General features: G+C 70.7%; 11 protein-coding genes. 4 read left to right on the top strand and 7 right to left on the bottom strand.

From position 1 onward, the window contains the following. Nucleotides 1-426: 426 nt before the first annotated feature. The 4 genes from BG452_RS33100 to BG452_RS33085 all read right to left on the bottom strand — a co-directional run bounded on the left by BG452_RS33100 (nt 427) and on the right by BG452_RS33085 (nt 3438). Nucleotides 427-639, bottom strand: a complete 213-nt coding sequence (locus BG452_RS33100; protein ID WP_188308042.1) for a hypothetical protein — start codon at nt 637-639, stop codon at nt 427-429. Nucleotides 640-897: 258 nt separating this feature from the next. Next, nucleotides 898-1755, bottom strand: coding sequence for an SMI1/KNR4 family protein (locus BG452_RS33095; protein ID WP_188308041.1), 858 nt, complete (start codon nt 1753-1755; stop codon nt 898-900). Then, nucleotides 1755-2081, bottom strand: coding sequence for a deoxyxylulose-5-phosphate synthase (locus BG452_RS33090; RefSeq protein ID WP_188308040.1), 327 nt, complete (start codon nt 2079-2081; stop codon nt 1755-1757). The genes BG452_RS33095 and BG452_RS33090 overlap by 1 nt, the downstream gene beginning before the upstream one ends. 223 nt (nt 2082-2304) lie before the next feature. Continuing rightward, nucleotides 2305-3438: a helix-turn-helix domain-containing protein gene (locus BG452_RS33085; protein ID WP_188308039.1), complete on the bottom strand. Its 1134-nt coding sequence runs from the start codon at nt 3436-3438 to the stop codon at nt 2305-2307. A gap of 140 nt (nt 3439-3578) precedes the next feature. On the opposite strand from BG452_RS33085, the gene BG452_RS33080 reads away from it, so the two are divergent. From BG452_RS33080 to BG452_RS47860, 4 genes are read left to right on the top strand one after another with little or no spacing between them, the layout of a single operon-like run. Next, entirely contained in the window at nt 3579-4184 is a 606-nt protein-coding gene (locus BG452_RS33080; protein ID WP_188308038.1) for a toll/interleukin-1 receptor domain-containing protein, read from the top strand. 4 nt (nt 4185-4188) lie between these two features. Then, complete coding sequence (locus BG452_RS33075; RefSeq protein ID WP_188308037.1) at nt 4189-6357, top strand: PQQ-binding-like beta-propeller repeat protein; 2169 nt, start codon at nt 4189-4191, stop codon at nt 6355-6357. A 20-nt stretch (nt 6358-6377) separates the two neighbouring features. Further along, nucleotides 6378-6806: a hypothetical protein gene (locus tag BG452_RS33070; protein ID WP_188308036.1), complete on the top strand. Its 429-nt coding sequence runs from the start codon at nt 6378-6380 to the stop codon at nt 6804-6806. After that, nucleotides 6803-10672: an NACHT and WD repeat domain-containing protein gene (locus BG452_RS47860; protein ID WP_188308035.1), complete on the top strand. Its 3870-nt coding sequence runs from the start codon at nt 6803-6805 to the stop codon at nt 10670-10672. The genes BG452_RS33070 and BG452_RS47860 overlap by 4 nt, the downstream gene beginning before the upstream one ends. Nucleotides 10673-11407: 735 nt before the next feature. On the opposite strand, the gene BG452_RS33060 is transcribed toward BG452_RS47860, so the two are convergent. From BG452_RS33060 to BG452_RS33050, 3 genes are all read right to left on the bottom strand, one after another. Further along, complete coding sequence (locus tag BG452_RS33060; protein ID WP_188308034.1) at nt 11408-11974, bottom strand: Uma2 family endonuclease; 567 nt, start codon at nt 11972-11974, stop codon at nt 11408-11410. A 467-nt stretch (nt 11975-12441) separates the two neighbouring features. Then, nucleotides 12442-13152 carry a hypothetical protein gene (locus BG452_RS33055; protein WP_188308033.1) on the bottom strand — a complete coding sequence of 237 codons (711 nt, stop codon included), beginning with the start codon at nt 13150-13152 and terminating at the stop codon, nt 12442-12444. A 92-nt stretch (nt 13153-13244) separates the two neighbouring features. Then, nucleotides 13245-16226, bottom strand: a complete 2982-nt coding sequence (locus BG452_RS33050) for a polymorphic toxin-type HINT domain-containing protein (protein WP_188308032.1) — start codon at nt 16224-16226, stop codon at nt 13245-13247. Nucleotides 16227-16373 lie beyond the last annotated feature (147 nt).

Here is a 16373-nt window from a genome sequence, read left to right as displayed (position 1 = left end):
GTGCTGGACAGGGTCCCGTACCTGACGCCGTAGGTATGCCGAGCCGGCCCGGGCGTCCCGCGGTTGACGCTCCGTTCGGCTGCCGTTCGGGCTGTTTCCCTGGCGGCGATCACTAGCTTCGCCGCCCGCCGACACGGCCGGAAGGCCTTCCGGATGTCGCCAATCGGCCTGACCAGATTCGGACATGTCATCATGAGCATGACAGAAATGGCGCTCGCGGGCACGGTGTAGGGGGTGGTGCCGGGGGTCGTGCAGTGGACGGGGGGCGATTGATGAAACCGCCGCAGGTCGGCGCCCGCCGGTGATGGCCCGTGAGTGTGCGTCTCGGGTCCGACGGGCGCCTGTCCGCAGGCTATCGGGACGCGGTCGGCGGGCCGGGGATTTGTACCCGCCGCAGGACAATCGCGTTACCCGTGGTGGTAGCACTCAGATCTGCCGGTCCGGGTCGGAGAAGGTCAAACCGCCAGCGGCGAGCGGACGTCGGGCCGGAGCAGGAACGGCCATGCTCTCGCCGGGCGGCTGGCGGAAGTCGGTCTGCTCGACCGGCAGCAGCCGGCGCCCGCCGGGCTGGGTCGGCTGGGGCGCGTCGGCGGAAGGGTCGGAGAAGGCAGGCAGCGAGAGGCTGCGGCGGTCAGTCATGATCACCAGTGTCGCAGCCCGGACGGGAGTCGGGTAGGCCGGACCGCTCTCACCGGTGGTAGTGCTCTGGCCCTACCCGTAGGACCGAAGGGGAAGGGCCTGGGCGGGGGTGCCCAGGCCGTCTCCTTCATGTTCCGGCCGACCGCGTCAGGCCCCCCGGTCGCCATGACGGCGCCGGTGCGCTCATTCTGCTCGGAGCTAGCGTAAAAGATGACTTCCCTCTGGGTCCGAGCGGTCCTCGATGGCGGAGAGCTGCTCCTAACCCTCCTCCGTGGCATCGTCCCAACTCTGCAGGGAGACACCGACTGCCGTCGTCATCCGGAGAACCTCACAGCCCATGAGCCGTACGGCATCGAAGAGGCGCTGTCGGACCCGTTCGCTGTCCTCGGGCGGGAAGCTGATACGGATCTGGTGAGGGCGGGACATGTCGTAGGTGAGCAACCAGTCGGTGTCGACGGTCGCGAAATGGTCCTGCCCGCTCTCGCCGTTCTCCGTCCGCCACGAGCCACGGTCCGTCGTAGGGGTCAGGGCATCCCGGAGCACGCGCAGGCGCTCGGGATGAGCCAGGTGGCCTTCGGTCAAGCGCAGGCACCGGTGGACACGGGGCCGGAAGGCGTTGAACCACGGTGCAAGGTCCGGTTCCATGTCCGCGAGCAGCCGGGAGGTGACGTGTCCGCCGGCCCAGCCTTCGAGGAACGTGGTCACGCCCATGGCGAAGGTCTCGTACTGACCGTCCCGGCTCCAGACCACAACGGGCCAGTCCCGTGGGTCTCCGACGGTGAGCCAGCACAGCCGGTCGGCGTCCATGGTGGTTCCCCAGACCAACAGCCCACCCGGAGACGGGTGCAGCGGGTACGGGTACCGTTCGCGGTCCCTCTCGGGCGCCCCCGACGGTCGTCCGCTCTGCCATTCGACGCCGTTGTACTGACTGGCGCCGAACGGTGTCCGCAGGTAGAGGAAGTCGCAGAACTCCCCCCACCCGTAGGTATGGACCAGCCACTTGTAGTCCTCGGGCAGCCGCACACCGAGCGCGCTCTCGGGGACGGTCCAGTCCCCGCTGGCATCCATGGGTGTGGCCGGCGGCGCAACGAGGCGCGTCAGGCTGTGGCTCCCCATCAGGTCACCCGCCGCACGAGGGCCTTGGCCACAGGCTCGCCAGTACGCCTCGCATACGTCATCCGCTCCCGCACCTCGCGAAGCGAGCGGGGCCGGTACCCAGGGCCGCCACAGCAGCCCTTGTGGAAACCCACGCCTGCGTTCACCAGGACGGAGAGAGTCCGCCAGGCCGCGGTGTCCCGTCGCCGGGGCGCGGCGAAAGCCGAGCCCACGTGGGTCAGCGGCTCCGAGCAGCGCGGGCAGATCCGCTGCCGTTCCCTGTCGTAGGGCTGCTTGTACGAGGCCCGGCAGGGCAGGCAGATGTACGAGGTCTTCGCGTGGGCCATGTCACCAGCCTAGACATCACCCGGTGACGAATTCGACGGGTATTTCAGGGGCCGTGAACGGGCGTAACGGGTCGCATGTGTTGCAACAATTCGACGTGTCCTGTCATGTGGTCGACGCGCAGTTCAGGCGTGCTGCCGCCCGCCGGGCCATGCCCCGCTCGGGGTTGCTGACCCGTGCCGCGTAACCCCGCCTGTCGGCCACCGCTGAGCCGTCTGTGCCGGACTATCCTCGGCCGTGGGCGAGCGCCGCCGCGGTTTCGATCAGGCTCCGCTGGCCCGGCGTGGCCGCGCGTCCACGGGTGTGGTCGGCGAATCGGCCGAGGTCGGTCCGGATGGTGGCGGAGTCCAGGGTCCGGATCGTGGGCAGCAGTGCTTCGACGAGGTGGCAGGCCCGATCGAGCCGGTCGATGCCGGCCAGGGCGCTGGCCTGGCGGATCTCGAAGCGGGTGCGGGAGTTGGTGTCCGGGGGGAGCTCGGGCCGGTGCCGGAGTTCGTCGGCGAAGAGATCGGCGGCCTGTTCGAACTGGCGGAGGCCGATCAGGCAGGAAGCCTCGATGAGGAGCGGGCTTCCGTTCTCGATGCGCGGACCCCAGCGGACTCCGGGCCGGTCGGCCTCGCGGGCGTAGTCGCGTGAGCGCTGCAGTGCGTCCCGGCAGGCGCCGTGGTCGCCGAGGTAGGCGTGTCCCTGGGCTTCGCGGCGGGCGGCGTGGGCACGGATCAGTGGTGTGGCCGCGGGATGGACCGCTGCTCGACCGGCCAGGAGGACCGCGGTGGGGTCGCCGCGGTGCTCGGCGATCGAGGCCTTTCGGACCAGGGCGTAGGCGGCGATCGTCTCGTCCCCGCCGTTGGCGCCCCAACGGACCGCGAGATCGGTCCAGCGCAGGGCCTCGGCGGGGTTCCCGGCCTCCTGTGCCATCCAGCCGGTGTATTCGGCGAACCGCGAGGCCAGCAGCCAGACTTCCTGGCGGCTGCGCGCCTCGGCCCGGGGAGCGGCCTCGGTCAGGACCCGCGTGGTGGACCGCAGCGCGGCGTCCACGAATCGGGGGCCGGTGGACCTGCCGATGTCCCTGAGCTGCTCCAGGATCCGCCCGTATCCGACGACGAGCGGCTCCACCTCGACCTCGACCAGGCTCCGGTCCGCCGTACCGCGGCGCGCGGTCTCGGTGAGCCTGATCAGCCCGCCGTCGGCGCCGAGCGCCGCATCGCAGGCGGCTGCCACGGAGGACGTCGGGTTGCGGCGCCCGCTCTCGAGGTTGCTGATCTGCCCTTCGGAGACGCCCGCGCGCCGCGCGAGCTGGCGCACCGTCAACCCGCGCCGTGCACGGAGCCGCGCCAGCTCGACACCGAAGTCGCCCATACGGACGAGGGTAGGAAGACCCGTGGGCGTTGCGCAATCGGATGCTATTCAGTTTGATCTGAAAACGCGTCAAGAGCACTGCCCTGTCGGTACCGTACGTGCGGATCTGGTCGTCAAGGTGCACTGGAGAGGGGCCGACCGTGCCGCATGTCTTCCTCAGCTTCCGCAAGCTGGATTCCCGGTGGATGCGGGACCGTGTCTACCAGGCCCTGGCCGACCGGTTCGGGGCCGGCGAGGTCTTCAAGTCGGGTGAGTCGATCCCGCCAGGGGCCGACTTCGCCCGGATCCTGGACCGGCAGGCCGCCGAGTGCGAGCTGATGCTCGTGCTCATCGGGCCGGCCTGGCTCGACCTCCGGGACGGGCACGGGAAGCGGCTGCTCGACCGGGACGACGACTGGGTCCGGCGGGAGATCGCGACCGCAATGGGAGCAGGGAACCGCGTCGTTCCGCTGCTCCTGGGCGACGGGACGATGCTGCCCGAGGCTGCGGCCCTGCCCCGGGAGATCGCCGATCTGGGGCGGCTCCAGTTCATTCGCGTTCCGGAGACCCACCTGGACGACGAGCTCGGCAGCCTGTGTGACGCCGTGGCGACCCTGCTGCCATCACTCGGGCACGGCGAGGTGCCGCCGACGGCGGCCGCGGAGCCCGCTGCTCAACCGCCGGTGAGCATGACGGCGCACGTCTCCGGTGGCGGCAGCGTCTACCAGGCGGCCCGCGATCAGACGATCACGTTGACTCAGGAGTAGCGCCGTGGAGACGCTCGAAGCGGATGATCCCCGCCAGGTCGGTCCGTACCAACTGGCAGGAAAGATACGTACGTTCAGTGCGGGTGAGGTCTTCGCGGCGCGCTCGGCCGACGGGCGGAGCCTCGAGGTGACGGTGGTGCGGCCGGAGGTGGCCGCGGCGCCGGGGTTCCGGGAGCGGTTCCGAGCCGGCGTGGCGGCGGCCCGGGCAGTGCCCGGGCCGTTCGTGATGCCGGTCGTGGACGCCGACCCCGAAGCACCGTCTCCCTGGACGGCGACCGCGGTCGTTCGCGGACTGCCGCTCCGGCAGGCGGTGGAACGTTTCGGCAGGCTGCCGGAGTCGACGCTGAGGGGAATCGCGCTCGGCCTGGGCAGGGCGCTCTCCCGGATCCACGCCGCACGGCTGGTCCATGGCGGCGTGCGACCGGACTCCGTGCTGCTCGCGGGGGACGGGCCTTACCTCGCGGCCTTCGACCCCACTGGGTCCGTCGATGCCGACGGATCGCCGATGGGCGACCTCCTCGACCTGGGCGCGACGATGCTGTTCACGGCGTCGGGAGGCGAGTGGTGGTGGGACAGTCTGTCCGAGGACGCACAACTCCGGATCGCGGAGCTCGAAACGGTGATGGGCGGGCTGCCGCCGTCGCTGCGTGAGGTGATCGGCGGCTGCTTCTACCCCGACCCCTCGACCCGGCCCACCGCCCAACAGCTCGTCGACTACCTCGACCGGCAGGGCCTGCCCGCGCCCGCCGAGGGTTGGCTGCCGCCGGCGCTGAGCGCCGAGATCGCGGCACTCGACGCGGCCGCCCCGTCGGTCAGCCGCCGGAAGCTGCTGCTCGGGTTGGTCGGCGGCGTGCTCATGATCGGAGGCGGGACCGCGGCCGCGGTCCTCTCCTCCAACGGCTCGTCGCCGACGCCCTCCCTCAAGCCCGCGCCGCCGTCGCCGTCCTCGTCTGCGACGGCGTCGGCGTCGGCGTCGGCGTCCTCGACGGGCGGTCCGACCCAGATCACCTTGGACGCGCCCGACGCGACCAAGGAGTGGCAGGTCAACGGGCAAAGCGCCCCGACCTGCCTCGAGGCGTCGGACAAGGTGGTCATGGTCATGACGGACAAGACGACGGCTTTCGTGGACGCCTCGACGGGCAAGCCGATGCTCCCCGCGCTGAACACCACCAGCGGGTTCGGGGGGGACAACATGACGTCGCGGACCACGTACGCGGGCGGCGTCTTCTACTACCTCTGCGACGTGCCGGGCTCGCCCAACATGATCGCCGCGGTCGACGGCACCACCGGGAGCGTGAAGTGGGCGACCCGGATGGCCGGGACCAACTCCAACGGGGACTTCCGAGCCGCACGGTACGTGGCGGTCAACGGGACTACCGTGTTCGTCTGCGGCAGCGTGGTCAACTCGGCCTCCGTGAACCTGGATACGACGACGGGATACATCCGGGCGTTCGACGCCGCCACCGGCAACGGGCTGTGGACCGTCGAGGGCACGGACATCAACAACGTGCTGGTCCCGCAGTCCGGCTCCGCCCTCCTCGCGGCGTCGAGCACCCCAGGCGGGAAGGCTGGCCAGGTCGAGATGATCGACTCCGGGAATCAGGGTGCCCGCGGCTGGAAGCTTCCCTCCTTTGGCGGGTACTACTTCACCACGGGCTGGCCGATGACGTGCTTCGCCGCCGGGCTGTTCTGCTTCGTCGGCGGCTCCGGCAGCGTGGTCATCGCAGTCGACGCGGCAACCGGTCAGGAGAAGTGGCGTCAGGAGTTCGACGCGAAGAACGGGGACCAGGTCGAGCTCGGCGACCTCTTCGCGAGCCCGGACGGCCAGACGGTCTACGTGCCGGTCGGCCGTGACCTGGCGTCCCTCAACTCCGCCGACGGGACAGTCAAGTGGGTGGCCACGGTCACCGGGGCCGGCGCCATGGGCGGAGGCAACCTGTTCGAGGCCGGCCTCGGGGTGGTCGGCCGGAGTGCGCGCTGCTCGGCTGACACCGTGTTCGTCACCGACGCGGCGCAGACCCTTTGGGCCATCGACGCGGCCACCGGCAAGGCCCGATGGAAGTACAGGGACCCCGGGCAGCCGGACACCGGGTTCAAGTGGACGGTCGGCGGCGATCGCGTGTTCATCGCCTCGAACCTGACGTTGACCGCGATCTCGGCCCACGGCCAGTAGCAGACTTGAGGAGGGGACACATGTCGACAGGCTCAGAACTGGCCGGGGGCCTCGCATCGGCCGCCGCGAGCCGTCTGATCGACCTTCTGGCGACGGACGGATGGGCCGCGGTCAAGGCGTCGGTCCTGGCGTTGTGGCGCCACGCGCATCCCGAGCGCTTGGAAGCCGACCTCGCCGAGGCCCGCAGCGAGTTGATGCAGTCCGGCGGCGACAGCGAGATCGAGCGGCTGCTGGTCGCCGAGTGGCAGGCGCGTCTCGCCAGGCTCCTCGCCGCGCGACCGGAGATCGCCGAGGAGCTCCGTGCGCTGCTCCTCGACGCGTCCGCCGGGACCGGACTGACGGGGCAGCAACCGATGGGCTCGACGACATTGACGGCGCACGTCTCCGACGGTGGAAGCGCCTACCAGGCAGGTCGGGACATGCACATCACCGAGGGCGGGACAGCGTGACCGAGGCGGACGAGGGCGCGGCACCGAGCGGGCCTCCCCCCTGGCAGCCGATCAAGCTGGAGGGCACGGCGACCGGCGGTGGCAGCGTCTACCAGGCGGTCGGGGGCATCACCATCATCCGCAAGCCCGAGGGGCCGAACCGGACGAAGCCCGGCCAGGCGTCCCGCGACATGCGGTGCCCGTACCCGGGGTTGATGCCGTTCTCGGCGGAGTACCGGGACTGGTTCTACGGTCGCGACACGATGATCCACACGGTCATCGAGCGGATGGACGCTCGGCTGCGCGAGCGCGGGCCGCTGGTGCTGATCGGCCCGTCCGGGGCGGGTAAGTCCTCGCTCCTCGCCGCCGGGATGCTGCCGGCCGTGCGCGACGGTCGGCTACCGGTGAAGGGATCGAGCGGGTGGCCGCAGCTGACGCTGACTCCGACGGCGTCCCCGGCCGAGGCGCTGGCCGCCGCTGCCGGGCTCGAATCCGAGGAGGCCCGGACCCGGGCCGAGTCCTGGCGCACTGATGTCCCGCAGTGCGTCGCGGACCTCCGCACACTGACCGGCGCCGGGGAGGGTGACGCACCCGGCCTGGTCGTGGTGGTCGACCAGTTCGAGGAGCTCTTCACGGCTTGCGGTGACGAGGCCGAGCGGCAGTGGCTCGTCGAGGTGCTCGACCGGTTGGCCACGGGCGGCGCAGCCGTCGTGCTGAGCCTGCGGGCGGACTTCTATGCCGCGTGCACGCCCTACCCGGAGCTGCGCACGGCACTGCAGGCCGGCGCCGTGGTGCTCGGCCCGATGAGCGAGCAGGACCTCAAGGATGCGATCCGCCTTCCTGCCGAGGATGTGGGGCTGGAGGTCGAGGACGGTCTGGTCGAGCTGCTGCTGGCCGACCTCGGGACGGTCGGGGCCCCGGCGGGTGCGGGCTTCGGAGGAAGGCTGCCGCTGCTGGCACACGCGTTGCGGGGAACCTGGCAGCAACGCAGCGGCCACCGGCTGACCGTGGACGGATACCGGGTCACCGGCGGGATCCAGCGGGCGCTCGCCAATTCCGCGGATCGGCTGTTCAACACGCTGCCCTGGCCGGGCCGCGAGATGGCACGGTGGGTGTTCCTGCGGCTCGTGACCGTGGGGCGCGACGCGGACGACACCCGCCGCCGGGTCCGCTACGACGATCTGCTCGGACATGCGCCGGATCCGGAGTCCGCCAGGACGGTCGTGGACGAGTTCACCCGCGGCCGACTCCTGACCCGCGATCAGGACGCGGTGACGATCACTCACGAGGTACTGATCCGGGCCTGGCCGAAGCTGCGGGAATGGATCGAGCAGGACCGGGACGGCAACTTGGTCCGGCAGGACCTGGAGGAGGCCGCCGCCGCCTGGGCCCAGTCCGGCCGGGAGTCGGGCGGGTTGTACCGCGGCAACCGCCTGGAGACCGCCCAGGCCTGGGCGGAGCGGCACGCACCGGACCTCAGTGCCGCGGCCGGCGAGTTCCTGGCCACCGCCCGGCGCCATCAGCGACGTGGGCTGCGGCTGCGGCGAGGCGCGGTCGCGGTCATCACGGCCCTGGCCGTTACCGCCTCCGCAGCCGCGGCGTTCGCGTTGTGGCAGAACGCCAATTCCGTCAGGGACCGCAACAAGGCCATCGTCGCCGCCGTCTCCTCGGCCTCCCTGCAGCAGGCGCCCACCGACCCCTCGCTCTCCGCCCAACTCGCCTTGACCGCTTACCGGTTGAACCCCGACCCGCAGGCCGCGTCCCGGCTGATCACCACCGAGAACATACCCATGGCCATTCGCCTGGCGGGCCCCGCCGGCTCGGTCGGCGCCGTGGCCTACAGCCCCGACGGGCACACCCTGGCCGCCGGATACGTCCAGCAGAACACCGTCCGACTCTGGGACGTCTCCGATCCCGGCCACCCGGTCCCACTGGGCAGGGCGCTGCCCGAGGACGCGGCCGTCAACACGATCGACTCCCTCGCGTTCAGCCCGGACGGGCGGACGCTCGCCGTCGGCGGCAAGTCCGACCACATCGGCGACAACGGCGGCGGCGGCTTCGTCGACCTCTGGAGCCTGACCAGCCCCAGCCACCCGGTCCTGCTGAGCAGGCTGACGGGAGTAGGCGCGGATGACTTCGACTTCATCAGCCCCGTCGCATCGCTGGCGTTCAGTCCGGACGGCCGCACTCTGGCCGCCGGACGCACCACCGGGCTCGTGAGCGTGTGGGACGTCACCCGGCCCGCCAGCGCCACCGCGGACGGAGCGGCGTTCGACTCCTGCCCGGACCTGCTCTACCTCCATTCACTGGCATTCAGCCCCGACAGCCGCACCGTCGCGGCCGCCTGCGAAGACGGCACCGGTGGCGACACCGGCAAAGGCGTCATCGGTTTGTGGAACGCGACCGACCCGAGCCACCTGACGAGCCGAGGCCAGCCGCTCGATGTCGGCAGCGGCCCCGCATCGGTGGCGTTCAGCCCCGACGGCCACACACTCGCCGCGGGGGCCAACGACAGCGACGTCCACCTGTGGAACCTCACCGACCTGGACCACCCGGCCCCGATCGGGAAACCCTTGAAAGGGCCCGCCGACCCGGTGCAGTCGGTCGCGTTCAGCCCGGACGGCCACACGCTGGCCGCCGGCAGTGCCGATGACACCGTCGACCTCTGGAACGTCACCGACGTGCGAGTGATCAGCCCGCTGGGTCGAGCGCTGAACGGCCACGGCAACGTGGTCGCCGCGGTGGCCTTCAGCCCGGACAGCCACACCCTGGCGGCGGGCGACACCGACGGCCACGTGGACCTCTGGAACCTGCCGCCGACTCAACTGGCAGGCGGCGGAGGAAATGTCGCATCAGTGGCGTTCAGCCCGGACGGCCGCACGCTGGCGGCCGGGAACCAGAACGACACGGTCAGCCTGTGGAACACCAGTAACCCCAACCACCCCGCCCCGAGGGGTGCCCCGCTGACCGGGCCCACTCAACCGGTCGACGCGGTGGCGTTCAGCCCCGACGGCCGCACCCTGGCCGGCGGCGACAGCGGCGGCGCGGTCACCTTGTGGAACGTGGCCGACCCGGACCACCCCGTTCCGCTCGGACCAGAGCTCACCGGGGCAGGCGGACTGATCTTCTCCCTCGCCTTCAGTCGCGACGGCCACACCCTGGCCGTGGCCGGAGACAATCGCGTGTCCGGCGGCATCGCCCTCTGGGACGTCAGCGACCCCGCACACCCCGAGCAGCGAAGCCTCATCCGGGAGGACCACACCAGGTCCGTCCAGTCCATCGCGTTCAGCCCCGACGGACACGCTCTCGCGACCGGTGGGGACAGGAGCACCGGCGAAGTCGGAGTGTGGAGCACGACCAGCCAGTACGCGCCCGTCCGGATCGGCGAACCGGTGAAACAGCCTGGTGACTCCGCCGCCTGGGTCGCCTTCAGCCCGGACGGCAAGACCCTGGCTACGGGGGACAGCAACGGCCGGATCACCCTGTGGGACAGCACCGATCTCAATCACCTCAGGCCCAGGGGCCCGGCCTGGACCATCCCCGGCGACAGCCTCTGGGCGATCGCCTTCAGCCCCGACGGCAGGACCCTGGCCGCGGCGGGCCACACCAACGTGGGCAGCATCTCCCTTTGGAACGTCGCCGACCCGGACCACCCGAGGGAGATCGGCGACCCGCTGACCGTCGCCACCGGACCTGTGTCTGTGCTGGCGTTCAGTCCGGATGGCCACACCCTCGCCGCCACCACCGACGACGGCGTGGCCACCCTCTGGGACCTGGATGTCGAGGCCGCGATCGGCAACGTCTGCGCGAGCAGCGGCGACGCCCTGAACCGCGAGAACTGGGGGACCTACGTTCCGGTGCTCGGGTACAGATCGCCTTGCCACTAGGCAGTGCAACGGCAGGCGCCAGGTCACGGGCCGACCGCTCTGGCGGACTAGCAGGTCGTTGGCCAGGCTGAACGGAGGGGAGCCACCGCAGATCAGGTCTCCGGTGGTGGAGCGGAGCGGCCCGCTCGCATGACCGGGCGCTAACGATGTGCCTGGTGGGATTGGTGGGATTGGTGGGCACCGGGCGGTGGCTGAACCCCTGGGTGCGCTGTCCGCAACTCACCGGCAAGGCGACTGATGCGCTGTCACCTTGCTCGAGGCTGGGGGAATACGACACGGCAGGAATACTGACTCTCCGCCAGTCCAGAGAGCGAGCCGTCGCGGCTCGCCTTGGCGGGCCGGTTCGGCGCTCGCGCGGGTCGGCCAGGCCGGGTTCCGGCTCGGACAATCGGCGTAGTGGCTTCACGTCCACGACCACAGACCCCTCGTCGGTGACCAGGAGACGGTCCGGATGTGCTTGCGCAAAGCCCCGTCCACCTCGGACTTCCGCAGGAACGACATGGAGACCGGGCGGCCCGCCGGCGACAGCCGGAGGGTCGCCCCGAGCGCGTCCCCGTCGCCCGCCCCGGGCGGCACCCGCATGCTCGTCCCCACGACCGTTCCCGTAACGCTCGTAGCGGGAAGCCCTTGTTCCGTGACACCCGCCCGCGCGCCCTCCGGGGTCGTCAGCTCCGCCTGCGCGCAGGTGTCTCCGGGTTGCGGCGGTTCCGAACTGGCCCCGATCTCGTGGGAGGCTCAGAAGTCTGCGGTGTCGAGTCGGACGTTCAGCGGCGGCGGGAGCTGCAGCGGCGTACCGAAGGGGTGGGGGCCTTCGATCCGGGTGTAGCCGAGCTGGCCCGGCTGGGAGAGGAGGGTGCAGGTGCGCTCCTGCCGGTCGACCAGGAGATACACCGGTGCACCGAACTGCGAGTAGCGCCGCCGCTTGGAGGTTCGGTCGGTGTCGCCGTTCGAGGGCGAGGTCACCTCGACGACGAGCACGGTCTGGTCGGGCAGGAGCGCCCCCTCGGTCTTCGCGAGCTCGGCGGGTACGACGGCGAGGTCCGGCACGTAGTAGTTCTCCGTGCCGGGCAGGTCCAGGTTTCCGGATCCCGCCCGCAGGCCGAGCTCGCGCATCCGGGGCCCGATCTGTTCCCGGATCAGGTCGACGGCGGTCTCGTGGGCCCAGGACGGTGACACGGGGGTGATGACTCCCTCGACGATCTCCACGCGGTCACCCGCGATGTGCTGAATCGCGTACTTCAGTGCCTGCTCCGGGTTCGGCACCTGGCTGTAGTCACCCGGGCTCGCATGCGCCGTGCTCACCTGCTGCTCTCCTGTCCGGATCTCGGTCCTCGGAACGGACCAGTGACAGTTGCTTGGTCCGGCTGCGGTCCGGCTGTCACGGCCGGAGCGATGAACCGGCCCCGGCGCCGGCGGTACGAGCAGAAGCCAGGGCACTTAGTAACGTTACTAGGCGCCCCCGGCGACGTCCCTCGGCCGGCGAGCAGGATGCAGCCCCCGGCCCTCACGACTGTGCAGCGGGAGGCTTCACTCGGGGCGGCTGGTGGGTCTTGAACGGTGGTCAGGCCTATGAGCGGTCCTGAGTCCGGGAACGCGCATCGCCCCGGGCCCGGAGTGGGCGCGGGGCGATGAGGTGACCGATTCACGGGTGGCCCGCGATGAGGTCCGCGGCTTCGCCGCTCCCGAACGAGTGATTCCCGGGCCGCCTCCTTCGAAGGTGGACCTTTGGAGCTCAGTCCTGGCCACTGGCCCGGCATTCGTTGGTGAGCTCAGAGAATTGTTCTCAGGGCGGTTGCGGCGGCGACCAGATCGTCGAGTCGGTGGAACTCCCGCTGGTCCTCTTCGGTTTCCGAAGAGGACCAGAGAAGGTAGGAGCCATCGTCCTTCTGCCGGATCAGCAGCTCGCCCGGCTGTTCACGGTAGGAGTCCTTCACCAGCCGGAGCGTCCACATCGAGAAGAACGGGAACATCTGCGCGAGCAGCGGCTCGGCACGGAGAGAGGTGAGCAGCTCCCGGTACTGCGCGAGTGTCGGGTCGCCGATCTGCAGGTCCCACATCACGGCCACCTGGTTGCCTTCGTCGTATCCCTGGCTCAGCCTGGTGTACGTCATGAAGGGGAAGCCCTGGGAAAGCTCGGCGAGGGAAGCGCCGTGCTTCCACGCCATGAGTACCCCGGTGGTCTCGGTGATGTCCGCGGTGATGCCGTCGGCCCAGCGGGAGAACCATCCGCGGTTGCTGTACAGCGAAATGTCAAATCCGCGTTCTGTGGGCCGGAGGTTGACCTTCATCTGCCCGCGCGGCGAGTCGAACTCCGCGACCGTCGGTGCCCAATCGGGCTCGGGGGCACGCAGTTCGTCGCCGAGGCTGAGGCCGTGCTCGGCCGCGGTCGCGAGGATCGCAGCTGTGAGGCCCCCGTGTCGGGCGAGCTCCGGATAGTGCTCGGAGAAGTCCGGCGGGAGGCCGTCGGTCACGTCGTTCATGGAAGAGTTCGTCCTTTTCGCCCTGCTCGTAAACGAAATGCCCGTCCGGCGGGGCGGCCTGCCGGAGGGCGGCCGCCCCACCGGAGAGGTGGTCAGTCAGCCCACTCGAAGATCCAGGCCTTCTGCCATTTGGCTTCCTGCCATTTCGGTTCCGGGACGGAGATCGATTTCCCGTTCTTGTCGTAGAACTTGAACTTACTCCACGGCACCCTCTCGCCGATCACGGCCCGGGCGATCCATGACATCTCCTCCTGGGTGGCGGTGGCCTTCGCCGCCGCGCCCCCGAGGCCGATCGTGGCCATCTGCTCGAAGCTGTCGCCGTCGAATTCCTTCATGTTGACGTGGATCTCGGTCTGGGGGTCGTCGATGGCCTTCTTGACGTATCCGCGCCAGGTGTCCTTGTACTCCGGCTTCATGTAGTGGGTGAACCCGAGCTTCTCGGCCCACGCTGCCGTGTCGGTGAACTGGTAGCCGAGGGCGACCGCCTTGGTGCAGTTGTGGACGAGGACCGGGGTGTCGCCCGCCAGCACGTAGTACGTGTGCAGGTCGGCGACGGTGAGGTTGTAGGCGGCCTGCAGTCCCTCCCACTGCCGGGTCGCACTGATGCTCTCCTGCTGCCCGGAGGGGTTCAGCAGGGAGTCCCCGGGCCGCAGGCGCGAGGCGTCGGCCCAGGCTCGCTCGGAGGCGTTCCAGAAGCGGTGACCGCTGGTGGCGGTCAGCGACCCGCCGCCGGCCAGGGTCACTTCGGTGAACTGGCGGTCGTCGGGTGTGTAGATGGTGGCATCGACCCGGCGTGGCACTGTCCGGGATGCGGTCGGGTCGGTGGCGAGGACGGTGTCGCCGATGCGGACCGCTTCGATGGGGCGGGTGGAGCCGTCCGCCATGAGGACGGGGGTGCCGGCCGGGAAGCTGTTCGGGCAGACCGCGGGGGTCCGGGTGACCAGCTTCCTGATGAACTCGACAGCCGTCTCGCCCCAGCTGCCGAACTTCTTGGTCCACTGGACGAACTTGGCCATCATCGCGCCGTTGCCCGCGATGGGGATCGCGCCGAGGCAGGAGATGACCGCCTGTTCCTTCTGGCCCTCGATGGCGTAGTAGGCGCAGTTGATCAGGTCAGCGATATCGGCGAGGCCGGGGGCGATGACGCCGCCGGCGCCGCCGATGACGTCGAGGGTGAGGTGGATGCTCTCGGAGATCAGGTGGTAGATGAAGCTGGCGTTGTCCTTCTCCTCCTGCCCCTTCTTGATCTCCGCCTCGATCGCCGAGACCTGGGCGTCCTTCTCCTTGGCCTTCTGCTCGTCGGCGGCCTTCTGGTCGGCGGCTTCCTGCTTGCGCAGCCGGTCCGCTTCAGCACGTGCCGCTTCCAGGGCCTCGCGCTTGGCCTTCTCCTCTGCTTCGTGCCTGGCCTCGTAGGTGCCGAACGCGTCGTCGGCAGCGGCTTGGGCGGCCTTGGCGTCCTTGCCCGCAGCGTCAGCCGACGCCCGCGCCGCCGCAGCGGAGGCGTATGCATCGGATGCGGAGCGGCGAGCCGCGCCCGCTGACAGCTCGGCCCGCCTGGCCGAGTAGGTAGCCAGGGCTGCGTCGTGCCGGGCCGAGCCTGCGGCAGCGTTGGCGCTCTTGGCGGATTGGGCGGCCTTGGTGGCGCTGGTCTGGGCGGCGTCGGCCGCAGCCTGGGCCTTGGAGACCTGGTCGGCGGCGGTGTTGGCGGACTGCTGGGCGTTGCCCGCGTAGCCCGCGGCCTCGTTGGCGGCGCCGCGGGCGAGGGCAGCGACGCGCTGGGCCTCGGCGGCGTTCTTCTGTGCGGTGGCGGCGGCTGCGGTGGCCTGGGCGATGAGGCCGGTGACGTCCGCGACGTGGACGGCGGTCAGCCGGTCCTTCTGCTGGGCGGTGTACTGGCCTTCGGCTACGAAGGCACGCAGCTTGACGACGGGGCCTTCGAGTGCGATCCGCGCGGCGGCCTTGAGTTCGGGCTCGGTGTCGGCGGCGTCCGCCAGCCGTGTCGCGGTGAGCCGGTCGTCGGCTGCCTGGGCGTCGGTGACGCCCTTGGCGAGGAAGTCCCGCAGCGCCTCGGGGGTGTTGGTGCGCAGCGCGGTGTCGCCGGCGGCCTTGACGGCGGGCCCGGCCTTGTCGAGGAGGCGGGTGATCGTCAGCCGGTTGTTCGGCGCCGCGGCCTCGTACTGACCGCTGTTCAGGAACGCACCGACCTTCGCCGCATCCCCTTGGAGGGCGGTGTAGGCGGCGGCCCGGACGGCGGGGTTCTTGTCGTCCTTGTAGATCTGGGTGGCGCGCTCGCGCGCGTCGTGCTCCTCGGCGGCCTGGCGCCCGGTCTTGAGGTAGGAGAAGACGGCGAGGTCGCCACCGGTCAGGGCGGCTTCGGCGGCTGTTTCTCCCCAGGTTCCGGAGATCTTGCGGGAGAGGAGGGCGAGTTTGCGGCCGTCGGTGGCGACCTGCTGGGGAGTGGTGCCGGGCTGGTTGACGGCCTGGGCCAGGCGGTCGGCCTCGCTGCGGGCCTTCTGGACCTCCTGTCGGGCCTGCTCGGTTTCGGCCTGCTTGTCCGCCTCGTCCGCGCTGGCCTTGCGGGCGGTCTCGACGGCGGCTGCGGTGCGGTTGGTCAGGTCTTCGGTCTCGGTACGGCGGGCCAGGTCCTGTACGGCGTTGGCCTTGTCGACCGCGGTCTGCGCGTCGGTCGCGAAGCCGGAGGCCGCGTTGGCGTGGTCGGTCGACTCCTTGGCGGCGTTGGAGCTCTGCCCGGCGTGGTCGGCGGCGTCCCTGGCGGCCTGGGCTGCCGAGGAGGCGTGCGCGGCTGCGGATTCCAGCAGGGTCTTCGCCGCCTCAGCCTGGCCGGCGGCTTCCTCGGCCAGCTTCTGCGACGCCGTCGCGGCGCGCCCGGCCTCGGCGGCCTGACGGCGCGTCGCCGCTGCCGCGCGCTTGGCCTTGGCGGACTGCCCACCCGCACTGTCGGCATACGCGCCGGCCTGGTCTGCCGAACCCGCCGCGGCGTCCGCGTTGCCCCTGGCACTGAGCGTGGCTCCGGCGGCTTCCTTGCTGCTCGCGGCGGCTTCTTTCGCCTTCACCAGGGTCGCCTGCGCATCCGCGGCGATCTTTGCCGCCGCGTCAGCAGCATCGGCTGCGACCCGCGCCTCGTGCGCCTTGCCCGCATCACCCGCGGCAGCGGCAGCCGCCGTTCGGGCGTTGGCTGCGGCCCGCTGAGCGCCGGCGGC

The sequence above is a fragment of the Streptomyces sp. CBMA123 genome (assembly GCF_014596465.1).
GTDB lineage: Bacteria > Actinomycetota > Actinomycetes > Streptomycetales > Streptomycetaceae > Kitasatospora.
The sequence above is the reverse complement of the archived record's forward strand: the minus strand, read 5'-3'. Positions and strand labels throughout refer to the sequence as shown.

What these genes read in the sequence shown, in the direction of transcription:
- BG452_RS33100 (WP_188308042.1), bottom strand. Translation starts at nt 639, where the DNA reads ATGACTGACCGCCGCAGCCTCTCGCTGCCTGCCTTCTCCGACCCTTCC.
- BG452_RS33095 (WP_188308041.1), bottom strand. Translation starts at nt 1,755, where the DNA reads ATGGGGAGCCACAGCCTGACGCGCCTCGTTGCGCCGCCGGCCACACCC.
- BG452_RS33090 (WP_188308040.1), bottom strand. Translation starts at nt 2,081, where the DNA reads ATGGCCCACGCGAAGACCTCGTACATCTGCCTGCCCTGCCGGGCCTCG.
- BG452_RS33085 (WP_188308039.1), bottom strand. Translation starts at nt 3,438, where the DNA reads ATGGGCGACTTCGGTGTCGAGCTGGCGCGGCTCCGTGCACGGCGCGGG.
- BG452_RS33070 (WP_188308036.1), top strand. Translation starts at nt 6,378, where the DNA reads ATGTCGACAGGCTCAGAACTGGCCGGGGGCCTCGCATCGGCCGCCGCG.
- BG452_RS33055 (WP_188308033.1), bottom strand. Translation starts at nt 13,152, where the DNA reads ATGAACGACGTGACCGACGGCCTCCCGCCGGACTTCTCCGAGCACTAT.